Source organism: Streptomyces sp. NPDC051452, from assembly GCF_044454765.1.
Lineage (GTDB): Bacteria > Actinomycetota > Actinomycetes > Streptomycetales > Streptomycetaceae > Streptomyces.
Genome location: NZ_JBITEB010000019.1, coordinates 90887 through 108862, shown reverse-complemented (window position 1 = coordinate 108862; position 17976 = coordinate 90887). Strand labels below are relative to the sequence as shown.

Here is a 17976-nt window from a genome sequence, read left to right as displayed (position 1 = left end):
GGGAGCAATCCGGCAACGCCGATTCGGTGCAGCGACTTTCGGCCAATATGAGAAGAAGCACTCCGGGTGTCGTGTCCGTCCCCTAGATTGACTGCCCTGTTCAGGCAGTGGCTCGGGGGGAACAGCATGGATCCGGTGACGGCTGTAGCCGCGGCGGGAGTGGCGCTCGTGGTCAAGGGAGCGCTGGAGACGGCGGGCCAGGAGGCCGGCCGCTCGGGCTGGGCCGGTGGTGCCCGCCTGGTCGAACGGATCCGCGCGCGATTCCGGGGGGACGCGGACGCGGAGAGCGCGCTGGACCGGGTCACCGGTTCCCCGGACGACGAGCAAGCCCGGCAGGCCCTGGAACGACGGCTCGCCGCACACATGCTGCTCGACCCCGACTTCGAGTCGGAGGTCCGGCGGCTGGTCGACGAGGCCGTCGCCGCACAGGGCCGGTCCGGCGCCCAGATCAGCGCCGCGCTCGTCAAGAACGCCCAGGTGTTCAACGGCAAGGTCGAGGTCCAGGGGAACTGGACGACCTCTTGAGGGAATGACGGACGCCTGGCGGCTCGGCCCGCCGGCCCGCCGCCCGGTGGCACGCGCCCTCTCCCCCTCCCCACGCATCGCGCGGGTCCGCACCGCGGGCCGGTGCGCGACAGACGGACACCGCTGATTCGAAGGCCGAAGAAAGAGCATGAACGAGGACAGCTCGTTGGACAGCCCCCGGTCCTCGGCCGGTGTGACGGACCGCGCGGATGATCCGCCCCGGCGCAAGGACAGGGACAGGGACAGGACCACAGGACCCGCCAAGGGGGAACCCGGCGTCGACAAGGACGCGGCGGAGGCCGGGAAGGACGGTCCGGGACGGGAGACCGAGCCCCCGCGCGCGGACGCCGAGGAACACGATGGGCCGGTCAGCGAGCAGGACGCGCTGCGCTCCCTCACCGGGGGCAGCGGCCGCGACGACGCCGAGCGGTCCGAGGCGCGGCGCGCCGGAGCCCTCGCCGACGAGATCGCCCGGCGGCTGAGCGCCGACGCCTCCGGGACCCGCATCGGCACCCTGGCACTGTTCAACGCGGACGTGAGCTTCGGCGGCGGTTTCCACTCCGGCGGCGCCGGCAGCGGCGGCCCACGACCGGGCGGGGTGTCCGTCCTCGCGCTGGACCCGACCGAGATCGCCGACCACACCGAGCTGTTCGTCGCGCCGGAGGGCTACGGCGACGCGCTGGACGCCCTGTGCGAGCGGCGGGTGCTGGTGCTCACCGCCGCGCCGGGCAGCGGCCGGGAGGCCGTCGCCGTGAACCTGCTCGGGGAGGCGCTCGCCATGGACGGCGGCGGAGCGGGCTGCCACCGGCTGCTCACGCCCGCCGCCGTGCTCGACGCCGGCTGGAAGCCCCCCGTGGAGAACTCGGGATACCTGGTCGCGCTCGACGACGGGCCGGCCGTCGACGAGACGTTCACGTCCGCCTTCCTCGGCGGGCGCGGCCACGGCACGGCCAGGTGGCCCGCGGTCGTCGCCACGCTGCGCGCCTCCGGCTGCTTCCTGGTCCTGACCGGCGGCCACGACCTGGACGTGCTCGCGGCCGGCCCGGGCGGCGACCAGCTGGCCCGGCATCCGCTCCTCCCGGTCGACCCGTCGGCCATCGTGGAACGGCGGGTGCTCGGCCACGGCGGCAGTGCGGACGCCCAGGCCGACCTGCGCGCGCTGCTGGAACGCACCGGCGCCGCCGCGGCGCTGCGGGAGCAGCCGACGGCCCGCAACGCCGCCCGGCTGGCCTGTGTGATCCGCGCGGACGGCGATGTGAGCGGCACGGTGGCCCAGCTGCGCGATCCGAGCGAACAGGTGCGCGCCTGGTTCAACCGGTACCGGGCGCCGGAGGCGGTGGCCTTCGCCCTGGCGGCGGCGGTGCTGGAGGAGTGCGGCTATCTCACCGTCGCCGACACGGCGGTGCGGCTGCGCACGGCACTCGTCGCGCCCGAACCCGCCCCGGCGGACCTGCGGTTCGGGGACCGGCTCGGACACGAGCAGCAGTGGATCCGGCTCGACATGCCCGAGGGCGGCGGCTTCGCCCCGCCCCGCGTGCGGTTCCGCAACGCGCTGCTGGGACAGGTCATCCTCTCCTACGCCTGGAATCTGCTGGACGGCCGCCGCGAGACCGTACTGGACTGGCTGCGCGGCCTGCTGTACCACCGTGATCTGGAGGTGCGCGCCCGCGCCTCGGTCGCGGCGGGCGTGCTGGCGCTCGCCGATCCGCACTACGCGGTGCACCGCTTCCTGACGGCCTGGGCGGGCAGCACCTCCTGGCCGCTGCGGCAGGCCGCCGCGACGGCCCTCGGCGTGGCGGGCAGCCGGCCGGAGACGGCCGACGCGGTGTGGGAACTGCTGCACCAGTGGGCGCGCGGCGACGCGTCCGCCCAGCAGCGCCGCCTCGCCGGCACCGCGGCGAACGCGGTGGGCGGGCAGCTCGGCCGGGCCGCGCCGGACCGGGCCGTGGCCGTCCTGCGCAGCGCCCTGGACCGGGAGGACGACTGGGGCACGCTCGCACCGGTGGCCTGGGGCGGCGTCCACCTCCTCCACCAGGGGCAGATCGCGGCGGTCCTGCAAGCCTATCTGGACTGGTCCGAGCCGCAGGACCTGTCCCCCATGGTCGTCAAGTCGCTGTCGGCCTTCGTTTTCGCGGTGTCCCAGCCCTACCAGGAGCCGGTCATCGGCACCGGCGGCGACCGCGGCGACGCGCGCGTGCCGGGCGTGCCCGTGCTGCTCGCCGAGCTGCCCCGGCACCAGGACCGGCTCGCCGAGCTGTGGGCGCGCGCCCTGGCCCGCCGGCCGGTGCAGGACTCCGCGCTGGAAGCCCTGCGCACATGGATCGACACCTACGCCGACAAGAGCCCCGGTTCACTCGACGCCGTCGAAGCGCTGCTGGTGTCAGTGGCCCGGCGGCCCGGGCGGCACCGCGAGCGGCTCCTGTGGTGGCTGGAGAAGTGGGCCCGCGACCGTGCGAAGCCCTCGGCGGCCGCCGCCCGCCTGCTGACCACCCTCGAACACGCCCGGTGAGGCGCACCGCGCCGGCCGTACCCCCGACAGCACTGGAAGGAGAGGGGGAGACATGGAGGAACAGACCTACGATCCGGTCCTGAGCAGCGACGACGTGCCCAAGTGGCGGCTGGTGAACCCGCTGCGGCCACCGGCTCCCGGCCGCGCCCTGGTCCTCGTACGGGACGGCGGGCCGTCGTTGACGGTCCGCAGCGGCGAGGAGATCCCGTCGTCGCGGTTCGGGGCGTACCGCGGTGTGTTCACGGTCGACATGACCGAGCACCGGCTGATCCTGGACATCCCGCTGCTCAGCCGCGATGCCACGTTCTCCTTCCGCAGCCGGGTCGACCTCGTGTGCCGGGTCGCCGACCCCGCCGCGGTGGTCGCGCGCGGCATCCGGGACATGAGCGGCGCGCTCTACGGATATCTGCGCAAGACACTGCAGTCGGTCGCCCGCGACTACGACATCGCCGAGTTCCACGAGACGGAGATGGCGCTCAACGCGGCCCTGACCGGGTTCAGCGGCGACGACGCGATCCGGCTGCGCAACATCCAGGTCGAACTCCTCGTCGACGAGGACGAGATCGCCGGCAGCGGGCGCGAGTACCGGGACGTCGTGCGCGAGACCCGGCTGACGGGCATGCGCCGTCGGCGGCACCTGGACATGATCCGCGAGGAGGGCGTCGACGGTCTCATCGCCGAGATCATGGAGAAGGAGGGTCCCCGCGCGGCACTCGCCTGGATCGAGAGGGGCGAGGCGGAGAAGCGGGAGGTCCGGCGCGAGGTGATGCGCATGGTCCTGGAGCGCGGCGACGGGGACCGGGAGCCCTTCGAGCAGGCGGAGTTGGAGCGCGCCGTGCTGGATGAGGTGCTCCGCGACGGCGACGGCGCCGGTCTGTTCGAGACGGCCACCGGGCGTGGACGGCTGCGCGGCAGTCTCGCCCCCGCGCTGGAGCCCGGCGCCGGCGACCGCGACGAGGACGCGGAAGGGCGCGGCGGCGCACGCGAACCGCTCAAGGGAGAGGTGCTGGAGGGCCGTTACGGAGGCGGGACCGGCCGCGCCCCGGACTCCCGTGCGCGGGACGACGACGGTACGCCCCGGTCGCGGCTGTCGGGCACCGGGAGTCGTCGCGCCGGGCCGCCCGGACCCGCCGTGCCCACAAGCTCCGCCGGACCCGCCGGGGCCGCCGGGTCCAGCGGGCCGCCCGAGGACGAACCGCTGCCCGGCGCGCCGGGCGGACGGGCCGACGGGCGTGGCGCGGGCCGCGGCCGACGCGAGGAGCACCACGGCACGGATCACGGCCGCCGCGAGGAGCACCGAACGGAGCGCGGGGCCGCCGACGACGCCCGTACCCCGTACGGTGCGGGCGGCCGGGCCGGCGCCCGTGCCGACGACGGCGGCACCGAACGCCGTGCGGACGGCACGGCGCCGAAGGTGAGCCGGGTGCGCGGGACCGCCAAGAGGCACCGTCCGGACACCGACGGCAAAAGCGGGGAGCGGCGATGACGGGCCACGACGACCAGACGGCGGCGCCCACGGCCCGGACCGGCACGCCGGCGGGATATCCCGCCGCCCCGGTCCGCACGCCGGAGGCGTATCCGGCCGGCCCGCCGGCTCCGTGGGACCGGGCGGCCGTCCAGCCGCCGCCGGCGCGGGCCGGTGCCCCGTCCGCGACCGCCGCCGTCGCGTCGGGTGCGCCTCCGGCGTCGTCGGACCCGGGTTCGTCCGGCCGGCCGGTTCCCCAGCGGATCTGGTGTGTCGACCACGACCGGATGGGGTTGCTGGCGATGACCGTGTGGACCGAGCGGGTGGCGGGGCGCGGCGAGGACGCGGAACCGTTCGTCGCCTATCACCTGGGCAGCGACCAGGGCATGCTCGCCGTCTTCGACGGATCGGGCGGCGCCGGCGCCGCCCCCGTGTGGCAGGCGTCCGACGGGGAGAGCCGCACCGGCGCCTGGGTGGGCGCCCGGGTGGCCCGGCTGGCCACGGACGTCTGGTTCCACGACGTCGCGGCGGAGGGGGAACCGCCCACACCGGAGACCCTGCGCGAATACCTCCGCTTCTTCCTCGGCTACGCGCCGCAGCGGCGCAGCAAGATCAGCGGCACCATGCGCCGCCAACTGCCCACCACCCTCGCCTCGGTGCACTACCGCCTGGTGGGCACCCGGGACCAGCCCGAGCTTGAGCTGCGACCGCTGTGGGCCGGTGACTCGCGCGCCTATGTGCTGCGTTCCCGGCACGGGCTGCAGGTGCTCACCCGTGACCACACCCGGGAGAGCGACGCCCTGGAACTGCTGCGCACGGACCCGCCGATGACCAACCTGGTGTGCGCGGACCGGGAGTTCCAGATCGACGGCCGGCTGCTGAAGCATCCGCTCCCCTGTGTCCTGGTGACCGCGACCGACGGTTTCTTCGGTTACGTGCACACCCCGGCCGACTTCGAGACCCTGCTGCTGCGCACCCTGCGCCAGGCCGGCACCGTCGGCGAGTGGGCCGACCTCATCCGCCGGGAGGTGCAGTCCTACACCGCGGACGACGCCTCGCTCGCCGTGGTGGCGCTCGGCTACCGGGGCTTCAAGGATCTGCGCGAGCAGTTCGCCGAACGGCTGGACGAGCTGACCGAGCGCTATGTGCACACCCGGCCGCGAGGCCTGGACCCCGCCCCCCGCGCGGGCGGCGACGCGGGAGCCGGTCCGGCACCCGGGCCGGCCGATCCCGGTGACCTGCCGGCCCGGGTCCGCGCCTGGCAGGACAGCACCTGGCACGCCTACCGCGCCGGTTACGAGACCCATCTGCCCCCGGCACTGGAGGAGCACGCATGAAGAAGGGTGACGACGTCGGGGGCTACCGCATCGTCAGCGAGCCCACCAACGCCGGTGGCGGCAAGTGCATGTGGGCGTTCGCCGAGAAGGGCGACACCCAGTACTTCGTCAAGCGGTTCCTGGAACCCAAGCGGCCGCGCGACGACGCGGCGGACTCGCCGAGCGTGCGGATCCGGCGCCAGCTGGCCCGTGAGTTCGAGGACCGCCACCGCACCATCATGGAGCGGCTGCGTCCGGACGCGCGAGGTGGCGGCAACCTGGTGCTGGCCACCGACTTCTTCCACGAGGGCAGCACGTACTACAAGGTCACCGAGCGGATCGACACCTCCAGCCTGGAGAAACCGCAGTCCCTGGAACCGCGCAACAAGATGGTGCTGCTCAAGACCCTGGGCAACAGCCTGAAGCAGCTGCACGACATCGACGTCGTGCACGGCGACCTCAAGCCGTTGAACGTCCTGGTGCAGAAGCGGGACGGTGCCGCGTTCCACACGGCGAAGCTCATCGACTTCGACGACTCCTACGTCTCGGGCAAGCCGCCGGAGCCCGACGACATCGCGGGCGACTCCGTGTACGGCGCCCCGGAGTGGCGCCGCTACATGCAGCGCGACGACTCCGTCGGACCGCGGCACCTGACCTGCGCGGTGGACGTCTTCGCCCTCGGGCTGATGACCCATCTGTATCTGACGGGCGAACTCCCGCACCACGACGGGCGCTACGGCTCACCGGCCGACGCCGTGAACGCGGGCGAGAACCTCGACCTGGACACGCGGCTGTCGGACGACATGCTCGGTCTGCTGCGCGCCATGACCGCCCGCGCCCCGGGCGGTCGACCGCGGGTCGGGACGTTCCTGAAGACGCTGTCCGACCCGAAGGTGTGCGCCCTGCAGCACCGACGCCCGGGGACGGCCAAGGCCAAGTCCACTGCCAAGAAGCCCACTTCGGCCACCTCCGCCGGGTCCCCCGCGGCGCCCGCGGACGCGTCCGGTCCCGGTCGGCGCGCCAGCCGGATCAAGGCCAAGAACCTCACGTCGACGCCGCGTCCCGCCACGGAAACCGGCAGGGGCGAGAGGGCCGAGAGGGCCGAGAAGCCCGCGCCTCCGGCTGCCCCCGCGACGCCCACCACCCCGGCGACGCCGCCGGTCGCCGACCCTCCGGCCGAGCGCACCTCCCGCGTCCGCATCAACCTCGGTGACCGCCGCTCACGCCCCGGCTCGTCCTGACCCGGGTCCGTCGGCGAACCGAAGCACCCCGCCCGTTCCATCCAGGAGACTCCGTATGAGCAACATCGAGCAGTACCAGGGGAATCTGCAGTACGCCGTCGACATCGTCCTGTGTGTCGACGCCACCGGGAGCATGTTCCCCGTCCTCGACAACGTGAAGTCGAGCGCGCTGCAGTTCCACGACCGGCTCCACGACGAGATGGCGAAGAAGGGCAAGGCGATCAGCCAGCTGCGGCTGAAGGTCATCGCCTTCCGTGACTTCGGCGACGACGCCTCGACCGCCATCGAGCAGACCGGATTCCTCCGGCTTCCCCAACAGTCCAAGGACTTCGAGGAGTTCGTGCGGGGCATCGACGCCTCCGGTGGCGGCGACATTCCCGAGTCGGGTCTGGAGGCGCTCGCGCTGGCCATCGACTCGCCCTGGGAGCAGGGGCTCGACCGGCGACGGCACGTCATCGTGATGTTCACCGACGCACCGGCCCACCCACTGGGCGCGCACGCCTCCGTACCGTCGTACCCGGCGGGCATCCCGCACAGCCTGGACGAGTTGTTCGAGCGGTGGGGATACGCCCGCAGCCAGACGGCGGTGATGGAGCAGTCGGCGAAGCGGCTGGTGCTGTTCGCGCCGGACCAGGCGCCCTGGTCCGATCCGATCGCCGAGGAGTGGGACCTCACGCTGCACTTCGCCTCCAAGGCCGGTGAGGGTCTGGAGGAGTTCGAGATGGACGAGATCATCGAGACGATCGCGAACAGCCTGTGAAGCTGGACTGGCCGGAGTTCGAGCTGGAGTGCGATCACGCGGGCTATCTGACGTTCCGCTGGCCCCGCTACGGCCTCGTCAAGTCGCATGTGCGTCACTGCTCCCGGCTGCGGCTGCTGCCGCAGGGCGCGGACGGGCTGTCCCAGTGGGTCTTCCACCTGCGCTACCCGGCGGGTCCCACCCCCGGGCTCCTCGTGGTGCGGGTGGACGTACCGGCGGACCGGCAGGGTGAGGCGATGCAGTACGGCGATCTGCTGCGGCGGCGCTTCGAGATCCCGGAGGACCCGCAGGACGACGCCGAGGAGTCCGGATGGCGGCGGGTTCCGCTCGACGAGCGGGAGTGGGTGACCGCACCCGCCTCCGACGCCTCGGAGGAGCTGTTCGCCGCGGTCACGGCCCGCGTCGACGGCGACACGGGCTGAGCGCGCGACGGCGTCGACGGAAGAGGGAGGGCGGCACGAGGTGGCGGCATCGGCCAACTGGCGTTGCGTGGACTGCGATACGTACAACGAGCCGGCGGAGACGTCATGCGCGGTCTGCGGCGGCACCCGGCGCGGCACCGCACCGCTGCCGCCCCGGCCCGCGCCGAAGGCATCCGCGAAGCCGGGGACGACGAAGGGCAAGCCGGGGTCGGCGGCGGGCAAGTCCGGGTCGAGGCCCGCGCCGGGCGCGGGGACGAAGGCGGGCGGTTCCGGTGGGTCCGCCGCCCGGCCCGCGGCCAAGCGGCCCGGCGGCGCCGGTCGCCCGACCGCGCCCTGGCGCTGCTCGGAGTGCGACACGAACAACGCGCGCACCGATGTGTCCTGCATCGCGTGCGGAACCTCCTGGAAGGCGGCGCGGCGGACGACCCCGAAACCGCCGTCCCCGGGCGACCCGACCGCGAAGAAGCCCGCGCCCCGCAAGTCGCCGCCTCGCACGACCACGCCCCGAAGCACCCCCGCGTCGTCCTCGACGCCCCGCACGACCACGCCCCGGAGCACGCCCTCCTCCGATCGGAGCACGTCCTCGCCCCGGACCGCGCCGCGCGCCGCCCGCCCGGGCCCGTCCGGTACGGCGGGAGGACGAAGCGGTGCCGCTCCGGGGACACGGCGGACGGGCATCGAGGAGGGTGTCTTCTTCCCGTCGTCCGGCACCACGGGCTACCGGCCGAGCGCGCCGCCCGCCGCTCCGCCCCGCCGCCCGGAGCCGGTCTACACCCCCTCCCCCCGGCCGCGGTACGTCCCCCCGCCCAAGCCTTCCAGGGGCGGCGGCTGTGTGGGGGGCTGCCTGGGTGCCGTCGCGGTGTTCTTCGTGATCGGCATGCTGGCGCAGGGCTGCGACAATTCCTCGGACTCCGGTGGCTCGGCACCCACGTCCACCGCGCCCGCGTGCCCGGACCGGATCGCCGCCCGGCTGCCCGACGGCGACGGCGCCGAGCTGGTCCAGGCGTTCCACACGACGAACAAGCGGATCACCCTGTGCCGTACCGGATCCGGAACGCTGTACTACTACGGCGAGTTCAGCGACGGCCGGGAGAAGGGCATCGCCATGAAGGCGGAGGCGACGAGCGAGGGGTACGAGGCCCGCAACGGCGAGTACCGGTACGTCGTGCACGGCGGTGTCGTGACGGTGTACCGGTCGGGCAGCCGGATCGGCCAGGAGGACCTGACCCCGGAGCCCTCGCCCTCCTGACACGGGCGGCGCCCCCGGACTCACGCGTCGCCGTACGCCTCCCCGCCCGGTTCGAACCCGGCCGTGCCGGCCGTCGCGTCGGCGAGCCAGGCGCGGAAGGCGTCCACGTCGGTGTCCGGCAGTGCGATCTCGATGGTGACGGCCTCCCCGTAGTGGACGTCCCGCACCTCGCGGCCGGTGGCCCGCAGATCGTTCTGGATCCGGCCCGCACGCTGGTGGTCGACGGTCACCGTGGCCAGCCGGAAGCGGCGCCGGGTGAGCGTGCCGAGGGCGTCGAGAGCCTCGCCGACCGCGCCGCCGTAGGCGCGGATGAGGCCGCCGGCGCCGAGCTTGACGCCGCCGTAGTAGCGGGTGACGACGGCGACGACGTACCGCATGTCGCGGCGCAGGAGCATCTGCAGCATGGGGAGGCCGGCGGTGCCGCCGGGCTCGCCGTCGTCGCTCGCCTTCTGCACGGAGGCGTCGGCGCCGACGACGTACGCCCAGCAGTTGTGGGTGGCGTCGGCGTGCTCCTTGCGGACGGCGGCGATGAACTCCTGCGCCTCCCGCTCGGTGGCGGCCGGGGCGAGAGCGCACAGGAAGCGGGAGCGGTTGATCTCGGTCTCGTGCACGCCCGCGCGGGCCACTGTGCGGTACTCGTCCTGCATCCCGTCAGCCTATGCGAGCGGGAGCGGACTACTTCCGCTGGTCGCCCTTCCGTCCCCGGGGCACGGTGAACGCGGTGAGCAGGGCGGTGCCCGGAGCGAGGGCCGGCCAGCCGGTGCCGCGCCAGGCCAGCACGGCGAGCGCGGAGGTCGGGAACTTCTCCCGCAACCGCTCCAGCGCGTCGTCCATCCCGTCCCCGGCCAGCCGAAGGGCCAGGTCCTCCAGCCCCGGGTTGTGCCCGACCAGCAGCAGCGTCTCCACCCCGGGCGGCACCTCGCGCACGACCTCCAGCAGGTCCGGCACGCCGGCCGCGTACAACCGCCGGTCGTAGCGGGCCGGGGGCGGGGTGCCCCACTCGGCGGCGGCCAGCTCCCAGGTGCGGCGGGCGCGTACGGCGGTGCAGCACACGGCGAGGTCGGGCAGCCCGCCCGCCTCGGCGAGGGCGCGGCCGGCGGCCGGGGCGTCCCTCAGACCGCGTGGTGCGAGCGGCCTGTCGTGGTCCTCGACCCCCGCGGGCCAGTCGGACTTCGCGTGCCGCAGCAGTACCAGACGGCGCAGCGGGCCGGCCCCCGCCCGCTCGATCACGCGAGGCTCCCGATGTCACGGGAGAGGTCGAGGGCGAGCAGCCGGTCGGCGTAGGCGTACGTCTCGAAACGGGCGCCGTCGGGCAGGTCCGGGGCGGCGGCCACGTCCCGCAGTACCGCGAGCACCGCGGGCAGGTCGAGATCGTCGTCCCAGGCCGTCCGCAGCCGCGTCCGCAGCTCCTCGGGCACGGGTCGTGAGGGCGTGCGCGCCCATTCGGCCACGGCCCGCCGCCAGTGGGCCAGCTCCTCGGCGCCCCGCTCCAGCCGTGCGCCGTCCAGTCGTGCGGGTTCGGTGCGGGGGACGGAGAGCAGGGCGAGGCGCAGGGCGGTGGGATCGGCGAGAAGGGAGGTGAAGGAGGGGCCCGGGTCCGTCCACACCACCGGCGCCACGGCCACCACCGGCGCCGCCGCGGCCCCTGTTCCCTGCTGGGTTCCCTGCTTGCTTCCCTGCTGGGCGGTCGCCGGCACGTCGGCCGCCGTCGGCGCCTCGGCGGACACCTGCGCCTCGGCAGTCACACGGGCCTCGCCGGACGGGTCGCCCGTCCCGGCCTCCCGCACCCGGATCAGCTGCGCCTCGCCCGGCCCGGACGCGATGTCGTCGCCGTCCTCGAAGGGGTGGAGAGCCAGGGCGGACGCGGCGGCGCGGAACCGTGCGTGACCGCCGGGCGCGATGAGGGTCGTCCACACCGGGGTGCCGCCCAGTTCCAGGGCGCGGACGAGCAGATCGGCGGTGAGCAGCACGCGCAGGGCCGTCGGATCGAGGCGGGAGGCGTGGGCTTCGATGCGGGTCAGGCCGCGCCGGGCGGGCGCGGCGGCGACGGACTCACCGGTTCGGGCGTCGAGGATGCGCAGCACGGAGCGAGCGTAGGCGGGCGAGCGGCGCCGCGTGGGCAGATGTGCCGGTTCCGGACACCGTGGCGGGGTACGGGGGCGGGAATCAGTGCCCCCGGGGTGCTGTTGCCGCAACCGTCTGCGCGCGGAGATCCCCCGCAGTCCTGTCCGAGGAGGCGCCCGTGTACGGCGACGAAGCGACGATCCGCAGGATCCTGACCGAGCTGGGCGACACCTGGGCGGTCGTCGGCCTGTCCGAGAACCGGAACCGGGCGGCATACGGGGTCGCCCAGGTGCTGCAGCGGTTCGGCAAGCGGATCGTGCCGGTGCACCCCAAGGCCGGGACCGTGCACGGCGAGCCGGGCTACGCCACGCTCGCGGACATCCCCTTCGACGTGGACGTGGTGGACGTCTTCGTCAACAGCGAGCTGGCCGGAGCGGTGGCCGACGAGGCCGTGGCGAAGGGCGCCCGGGCCGTGTGGTTCCAGCTGGGTGTCGTGGACGAGGCTGCCCGGGAGCGGACCCTGGCGGCGGGCCTGGAGATGGTCATGGACCGCTGCCCGGCGATCGAAATTCCCCGGCTGCGCTAGCCCGTCTCACTTTCTTCTCACAATTGGTCGCTGAATATTGACATTCGGAGATGGGGCCTGACCTGTACGAAGGCTGTACCCAAGACAGACAAGATCCCGGGTCAAAACTTGGTTAATAGTCTTCTGTAGAGGTAGATCTCGTCCCTAAGGTGTGGCCTCCTTGCTCGTTAATCCCGCGTATACGATCTGAGAGGCCACTTGACATGTCGAAAGTCGACCAGGCTGTTCCGATAGTCCCGAGCGACTCCGGAGGCCTGCGCCGCGACGTCGGACTGATCGGTCTGATGTGGGCCTCGGTGGGATCGATCATCGGGTCCGGCTGGCTCTTCGGCGCCGAGAAGGCGGTTGTGGCGGCGGGCCCCGCGGCGATCATCTCGTGGATGATCGGCACGGTGGCCATCGTGCTGCTCGCCCTGGTGCACGCGGAGCTCGGCGGCATGTTCCCGGTGGCGGGCGGAACCGCCCGGTATCCGCACTACGCCTTCGGCGGTCTGGCCGGTATGTCGTTCGGCTGGTTCTCCTGGCTGCAGGCGGCGACCGTGGCCCCGATCGAGGTCGAGGCCATGCTCGGCTACGCCCAGCACTGGAAGTGGGCCGAGGGGCTGCAGCACCCCGACCAGACGCTGAGCGCCAGCGGTCTCGCGATCGCTGTGGTCCTCATGGCCGTGTTCGTCGGCGTCAACTTCTTCGGTGTCCGTGCCCTCGCCCACACCAACAGCGCCGCCACCTGGTGGAAGATCGCCGTCCCGCTCGCGGCGATCTTCATCATCGCCATCGGCAACTTCCACCCCGGCAACTTCACCTCCGAGGGCTTCGCGCCGTTCGGCGCCAAGGGTGTGCTCAGCGCGATCAGCGACAGCGGCATCATCTTCGCGCTGCTCGGCTTCGAGCAGGCCATCCAGCTGGCCGGTGAGAGCCGCAACCCGAAGCGGGACCTGCCGCGCGCGACCCTCGGCTCCGTCGCCATCGGCGCCGTGATCTACATGCTGCTCCAGGTCGTGTTCATCGGCGCGCTGCCGCACACCAGCTTCGCGCACGGCTGGGCCAAGCTCGACTTCCCCGGCATCAGCGGCCCCTGGGCGGGCCTGGCCACCCTGGTGGGCCTGGGCTGGCTGAGCGTGGTGCTCTACCTCGACGCGGTGATCTCGCCCGGAGGCACCGGTCTGATCTACACCACCGCCACCTCGCGCGTCTCCTACGGCCTGGCGAAGAACGGCTACGCGCCGAAGCTCTTCAGCAAGACGGACAAGCGCGGTGTGCCGTGGTTCGGTCTGCTGATCTCGTTCATCACCGGTGTGATCTGCTTCCTGCCGTTCCCGAGCTGGCAGACGCTGGTCAGCTTCATCACCTCGGCGAGCGTGCTGATGTACGCCGGCGCGCCGCTGGCGTACGGCGTGTTCGCCGACCGGCTGCCGCACCACGAGCGGCCGTACCGGCTGCCCGCCGGCAAGCTCATCTCGCCGCTGTCCTTCGTGGTCGCCGACCTCATCATCTACTGGGCCGGCTGGGGCACCCTTTGGCGGCTGGGCTGCGCCATCGTGATCGGGTACGTGCTGCTGGGCTCCTACGCCTGGTACGCGATCCGCAAGGGGCTGCCGGACGCCCCGCGCCTGGACTTCAAGGCCGCGCAGTGGCTGCCCGTCTACCTGCTCGGCATGGGCCTGATCTCCTGGCAGGGCGGCTTCGGCGGCGGCCGGGGCAACCTCGCCCTGTGGTGGGACATGCTGATCGTGGCGGCCTTCTCCGTGGGCATCTACTACTGGGCCAAGGCCACCGCCTCCAAGACCGAGGCGATCGAGCGCAGCATCGAGGAGGTCGTGGTCACGGACGCTCCCGCGCACTGACCCGCACCGCTTCGCTCACGGTGTCCCGTCGGCCCGGCCGACGGGACACCGTCGTGCTGACGGGACACCGTCATAATGCTCGCGTGACGTCTCCTTCCCCCCACTTCAACTCCCCTTCCCCGCGGCGTGTTCCGGTCGTCGTCGTGGGCGCCGGTCCGGCCGGACTGACCGTCGGCAACATCCTGCGCGCCGCCGGCGTCGACTGCCTGGTCCTGGAAGCGGAGAGCAGAGAGTTCATCGAGCGGCGGCCGCGCGCCGGAGTCATCGAGGAATGGGCCGTGCGCGGCCTCGCACAACGCGGCCTGGGCGGCCCTCTGCTGGAGCGGGCGGAGCGGCACTCCGAGTGCGAGTTCCGTTTCGACGGGCAGGGATACCGCTTCCGCTACACCGAACTGACGGGCCTTCACCACTGGGTCTATCCGCAGCCGCTGCTCGTGACGGATCTCGTGCGCGAGTACGCCGATGTGCGCGGCGGCGAGATCCGCTTCGGCGTGCGGGACGTGCGCCTGCACGACCTCGACTCGGACCGGCCCGCCGTGTCGTACACCGACCCGGACAGTGGTGAACGGCACCTGGTGCGCTGTGACTTCGTCGCCGGCTGCGACGGGGCCCGCGGGGCGAGCCGGGCCGCGCTGCCGCCACGGGCGCGGATATCCCGGCACGACTACGGCATCGGCTGGCTGGCGCTGCTCGCCGAGGCCCCGCCGTCCTGCGACCGCGTGCTGTTCGGCATGCATCCCGACGGGTTCGCCGGGCACATGCCGCGCGGTCCCGAGCTGACCCGGTACTACCTGCAGTGCCCACCCGGCGACGACCCCGACGCCTGGTCGCACGACAGGGTCTGGAGCGCACTCCAGCGGCGTCTGGGCGCGGCGGACCGCCCGCCGCTGACCGAGGGACGCCTGCTGGAGAAGCGCGTGCTGGACATGCACAACTACGTGGTCGAGCCGATGGTGTTCGGCCGTCTCTTCCTGGCCGGGGACGCCGCGCACCTGGTCGCGCCGATCGCCGCGAAGGGCATGAACCTGGCCCTGAACGACGCCTTCCTGCTCGGCGACGCGCTCGTCGGACAGCTGACCAAGGACGACGCCGCGGGCCTGGACGGCTATTCGCGGGAGTGTCTGCGACGTGTGTGGGACTACGAGGAGTTCTCCGAGTGGCTCTCGGAGATCTACCACGGCATCTCCCACGGCGACTCCTACCGGGCCGGGACCACACTGGCCCGGCTCCGCCGCCTGTTCACCTCGCCCACCGCGTCCGCCGCGTTCGCCGAGCAGTACCTCGGCGCCGCCGGCGCGTTCTGAGCCGAGGGCGTCAGGCGACCCCGAGCCCGTCGAGCACCGTCACGCCGGGCAATTCCGCGAAGGCCTTGCCCGGCACCAGCAGCTTGCCGCGCCGGCGGCCGCTGCCGACCAGGACGTAATCGAGGCCGACGACGGCCGAGTCCACCAGCAGCGGCCAGCCGGTGGGCAGCCCGATCGGGGTGATGCCGCCGTACTCCATGCCGCTCTCCCCGGTCGCCGTCTCCATCGAGGCGAACGAGGCCTTGCGGGCGCCGAGTTGGCGACGGACCACGCCGTTGACGTCGACCCGGGTGGTGGAGAGCACCACACACGCGGCGAGCGTGGTCGCGGCGCCCCGCTTGCCCGCGACCACCACGCAGTTCGCCGACCGCTCCAGCAGCTCGCGGCCGTAGTGCTCGACGAAGACGGCGGTGTCGGCCCAGCGCGGGTCGGTGTCGACGTAGAGGATCCGGTCGGCGGTGACGCCGCCCTGCCACTGGCGCAGGGCGTCCGCGACCGGGGCGGTCAGCTCCTCCAGGCACTCCGGGGCGGGGGTGGCGGTGTCGAAGTCTCCGATGGGTGCGCGCATGGCCGCAAACCTAACAAGCCGCGGCCGCCCGGCGTACCGGTGTCTCAGTGCACGGGCGGTACGGAGACGGCCATCACCATCTCCATCGGGACCTCGCCGCGGTTGCCGTAGACGTGCGGCACGTGGGCCTCGAAGCTGGCGCTCGCACCGGCCGGTACGCGATGGTCCTCGCCGTCCACGGTGATCGTCAGCTCGCCCGCGGTGACGTGGACCAGTTCGACGGTGCCGGCCGGATGGGGCTCGGAGGGGCTGTTCTCGCCCGGCATCAGCCGCCAGTCCCACATCTCCAGCGGGCCGGGCGCCTCCGTGCCCGCCAGCAGACGGTTGTAGCTGCCGGCGTCGGTGTGCCACAGCCGTACCGCCCGTTCGGCCGGGACGACACGGACCCTGGGACCCCGCTCGTAGTCGAGCAGCGTGGTGACGCTGACGCCGAGCGCGTCGCCGATCTTGACGACCGTGCCGATGCTCGGGTTGGTGCGCGCCTGCTCGATCTGGATGAGCATCCCGCGGCTGACCCCGGCCCGGGCGGCGAGCACGTCGAGGGTGAAGCCGCGCACCGATCGCCAGTGCTTCACGTTGCGCGCCAGGGACTGGGTCAGCAGTTCCAGGTCCGACACATTCCGTCCAATGCCCGAGAGTGGTTCATTATTTTTGATGCCGCAGTCTAGTGGACGGTGCTGGGCGGCATCGGGTCGTGTGCGGCGTCAGGCCTCCGGCTCCAGTTCGGCCAGCCGCGCCACCGCGCCCTCGTCCAGTTCGGCCAGCGCCCGCAGCTGCTCCGGCGTCGTACCGGCGGGGATCGGCACCGGGGCCGGGGTCCTGAGGGGCGGCTGCCAGCCGTCCTCGGCCGTCCAGCGCCGAACGACCCGGGCCGGCGCTCCGGCCACCACGGCGTGGTCGGGCACCGTGCCCCGTACGACGGCGCCGGCCGCGACGACCACGTTCCGGCCGATCCGCGCGCCGGGCAGTACCACCGCGCCGGTGCCGATCCAGCAGCCCGAGCCGATCTCCACCGGCTCCATCCGGGGCCACTGCCGGCCGATGGGCTCGTGCGGGTCGTCGTAGGAGTGGTTGGTGGAGGTGACGTAGACGTACGGCCCGAAGTAGCAGTCGCTGCCGATGGTGACCGTCGTGTCCGCGATGACGTGGCTGCCGCGGCCGAGGACCACTCCGTCCCCGATGCGCAGGATCGGGTCCGGGCCGAGGTCCAGGTCCGGCATCAGCCCGGCGGTGAGGGTGACCTGCTCGCCGATGATGCAGTGGGAGCCGAGGTGGATCCAGGGTTCGCCGAAGACCGTGCCCAGGGGGAAGGCCAGTCTGGTACCTGTTCCCATCGCGCCGAAGCGGAAGCCCGCCGGGTGTTCGGCCGTGACGGAGCCCAGGCGCTGGGCCGTGGCCCAGATCGCGTGGACGGCACGCTGGGCCAGGCTGCGACACCGGGATGAGAACGTGTTCTTGCGCTTTGGCACGGGCCTTACGGTACTCAGCGGGCCCCCCGGTCGAGGAGACGGGTTGCTGTGATCTTTGCCCTACCCCGTGTCGTACCGTGCGGGGTACCAGCGACGCGAGGAGAACGGTGATGACACAGCGGGCCCTGATCGTGGGCATCGGCGGCAGGGAGCCCCGGGTCGACGCGGAGGCGTTCGTCGCCCCCACGGCCTCGGTGATCGGTGACGTGACGCTGCACGCGGGGGCGAGTGTCTGGTACGGGGCCGTCGTGCGCGGCGACGTCGAGACGATCACCGTGGGCGCGGACGCGAACGTCCAGGACAACGTCACCCTCCACGCCGACCCCGGGTTCCCGGTCCGTGTCGGGGAGCGGGTCTCCATCGGGCACAACGCCGTCGTGCACGGGGCGACCGTGGAGGACGACTGCCTGATCGGGATGGGGGCGACCGTGCTCAACGGGGCCGTGATCGGGGCGGGGTCGCTCGTCGCGGCGCAGGCACTGGTGCCCCAGGGGATGGTGGTGCCACCGGGGTCCCTGGTGGCGGGGGTACCGGCGAAGGTGCGCCGGCCCCTCTCCGACGAGGAGCGGCAGGGAGTGACGCTCAACGGCACCTTGTACGCGGACCTGGCGAAGGCTCATCGCGCCGTACACGAGTAGGGGCGTCTCGCGGGCG

The 17976-nt window shown here is 73.0% G+C and carries 18 protein-coding genes; 12 read left to right on the top strand and 6 right to left on the bottom strand.

Features of this window, described 5'->3' with window-relative positions:
- Positions 1 to 126: 126 nt before the first annotated feature.
- The 8 genes from ACIBA9_RS32805 to ACIBA9_RS32770 all read left to right on the top strand — a co-directional run bounded on the left by ACIBA9_RS32805 (position 127) and on the right by ACIBA9_RS32770 (position 9487).
- Positions 127 to 525 (top strand): hypothetical protein, encoded by a 399-nt coding sequence (locus ACIBA9_RS32805; RefSeq protein WP_399368778.1) that lies wholly within the window; start codon positions 127 to 129, stop codon positions 523 to 525.
- A gap of 148 nt (positions 526 to 673) precedes the next feature.
- Complete coding sequence (locus tag ACIBA9_RS32800) at positions 674 to 3034, top strand: hypothetical protein (RefSeq protein WP_399368776.1); 2361 nt, start codon at positions 674 to 676, stop codon at positions 3032 to 3034.
- A 52-nt stretch (positions 3035 to 3086) separates the two neighbouring features.
- Positions 3087 to 4520, top strand: coding sequence for a hypothetical protein (locus ACIBA9_RS32795; protein WP_399368774.1), 1434 nt, complete (start codon positions 3087 to 3089; stop codon positions 4518 to 4520).
- On the top strand, positions 4517 to 5836 hold the full coding sequence (locus tag ACIBA9_RS32790) for a serine/threonine protein phosphatase (protein ID WP_399368772.1): 1320 nt from the start codon (positions 4517 to 4519) through the stop codon (positions 5834 to 5836). Before ACIBA9_RS32795 ends, ACIBA9_RS32790 begins: the two co-directional genes overlap by 4 nt.
- Entirely contained in the window at positions 5833 to 7056 is a 1224-nt protein-coding gene (locus ACIBA9_RS32785) for a lipopolysaccharide kinase InaA family protein (protein ID WP_399368770.1), read from the top strand. The genes ACIBA9_RS32790 and ACIBA9_RS32785 overlap by 4 nt, the downstream gene beginning before the upstream one ends.
- 55 nt (positions 7057 to 7111) lie before the next feature.
- Positions 7112 to 7816 (top strand): vWA domain-containing protein, encoded by a 705-nt coding sequence (locus ACIBA9_RS32780; RefSeq protein ID WP_399368768.1) that lies wholly within the window; start codon positions 7112 to 7114, stop codon positions 7814 to 7816.
- The gene (locus tag ACIBA9_RS32775) at positions 7813 to 8238 is read left to right on the top strand and encodes a hypothetical protein (protein WP_399368766.1); all 426 of its coding nucleotides are present in this window, start codon (positions 7813 to 7815) and stop codon (positions 8236 to 8238) included. Before ACIBA9_RS32780 ends, ACIBA9_RS32775 begins: the two co-directional genes overlap by 4 nt.
- Positions 8239 to 9070: 832 nt before the next feature.
- Positions 9071 to 9487 (top strand): hypothetical protein, encoded by a 417-nt coding sequence (locus ACIBA9_RS32770; RefSeq protein ID WP_399368764.1) that lies wholly within the window; start codon positions 9071 to 9073, stop codon positions 9485 to 9487.
- A gap of 20 nt (positions 9488 to 9507) precedes the next feature.
- Here ACIBA9_RS32770 and ACIBA9_RS32765 read toward each other — a convergent pair whose 3' ends face one another.
- Genes ACIBA9_RS32765 through ACIBA9_RS32755 form a run of 3 tightly spaced genes read right to left on the bottom strand, consistent with a single transcriptional unit; the run spans position 9508 to position 11571 of the window.
- Positions 9508 to 10134, bottom strand: a complete 627-nt coding sequence (locus ACIBA9_RS32765; RefSeq protein WP_399368762.1) for a YigZ family protein — start codon at positions 10132 to 10134, stop codon at positions 9508 to 9510.
- A 28-nt stretch (positions 10135 to 10162) separates the two neighbouring features.
- Positions 10163 to 10717 carry a SixA phosphatase family protein gene (locus ACIBA9_RS32760; RefSeq protein WP_399368760.1) on the bottom strand — a complete coding sequence of 185 codons (555 nt, stop codon included), beginning with the start codon at positions 10715 to 10717 and terminating at the stop codon, positions 10163 to 10165.
- The gene (locus tag ACIBA9_RS32755; protein ID WP_399368758.1) at positions 10714 to 11571 is read right to left on the bottom strand and encodes a hypothetical protein; all 858 of its coding nucleotides are present in this window, start codon (positions 11569 to 11571) and stop codon (positions 10714 to 10716) included. The genes ACIBA9_RS32760 and ACIBA9_RS32755 overlap by 4 nt, the downstream gene beginning before the upstream one ends.
- Positions 11572 to 11729: 158 nt before the next feature.
- Here ACIBA9_RS32755 and ACIBA9_RS32750 point away from each other — a divergent pair, with 158 nt between their 5' ends.
- From ACIBA9_RS32750 to ACIBA9_RS32740, 3 genes are all read left to right on the top strand, one after another.
- Positions 11730 to 12137: a CoA-binding protein gene (locus tag ACIBA9_RS32750; RefSeq protein WP_362155743.1), complete on the top strand. Its 408-nt coding sequence runs from the start codon at positions 11730 to 11732 to the stop codon at positions 12135 to 12137.
- Positions 12138 to 12340: 203 nt separating this feature from the next.
- Complete coding sequence (locus tag ACIBA9_RS32745; protein WP_399368756.1) at positions 12341 to 13981, top strand: APC family permease; 1641 nt, start codon at positions 12341 to 12343, stop codon at positions 13979 to 13981.
- An 83-nt stretch (positions 13982 to 14064) separates the two neighbouring features.
- The gene (locus ACIBA9_RS32740) at positions 14065 to 15285 is read left to right on the top strand and encodes a 4-hydroxybenzoate 3-monooxygenase (RefSeq protein WP_399368754.1); all 1221 of its coding nucleotides are present in this window, start codon (positions 14065 to 14067) and stop codon (positions 15283 to 15285) included.
- Between the two features lie 10 nt (positions 15286 to 15295).
- Here ACIBA9_RS32740 and ACIBA9_RS32735 read toward each other — a convergent pair whose 3' ends face one another.
- From ACIBA9_RS32735 to ACIBA9_RS32725, 3 genes are all read right to left on the bottom strand, one after another.
- Complete coding sequence (locus ACIBA9_RS32735; protein ID WP_399368752.1) at positions 15296 to 15853, bottom strand: YbaK/EbsC family protein; 558 nt, start codon at positions 15851 to 15853, stop codon at positions 15296 to 15298.
- Between the two features lie 44 nt (positions 15854 to 15897).
- A complete protein-coding gene (locus ACIBA9_RS32730) occupies positions 15898 to 16470 on the bottom strand; it encodes a helix-turn-helix domain-containing protein (protein ID WP_399368750.1) in 573 nt (190 codons plus the stop codon).
- Positions 16471 to 16557: 87 nt separating this feature from the next.
- Entirely contained in the window at positions 16558 to 17322 is a 765-nt protein-coding gene (locus tag ACIBA9_RS32725) for an acyltransferase (RefSeq protein ID WP_399368748.1), read from the bottom strand.
- Between the two features lie 110 nt (positions 17323 to 17432).
- Between ACIBA9_RS32725 and ACIBA9_RS32720 the strand changes: the two genes are divergently transcribed.
- The gene (locus tag ACIBA9_RS32720) at positions 17433 to 17960 is read left to right on the top strand and encodes a gamma carbonic anhydrase family protein (RefSeq protein ID WP_362155760.1); all 528 of its coding nucleotides are present in this window, start codon (positions 17433 to 17435) and stop codon (positions 17958 to 17960) included.
- Positions 17961 to 17976 lie beyond the last annotated feature (16 nt).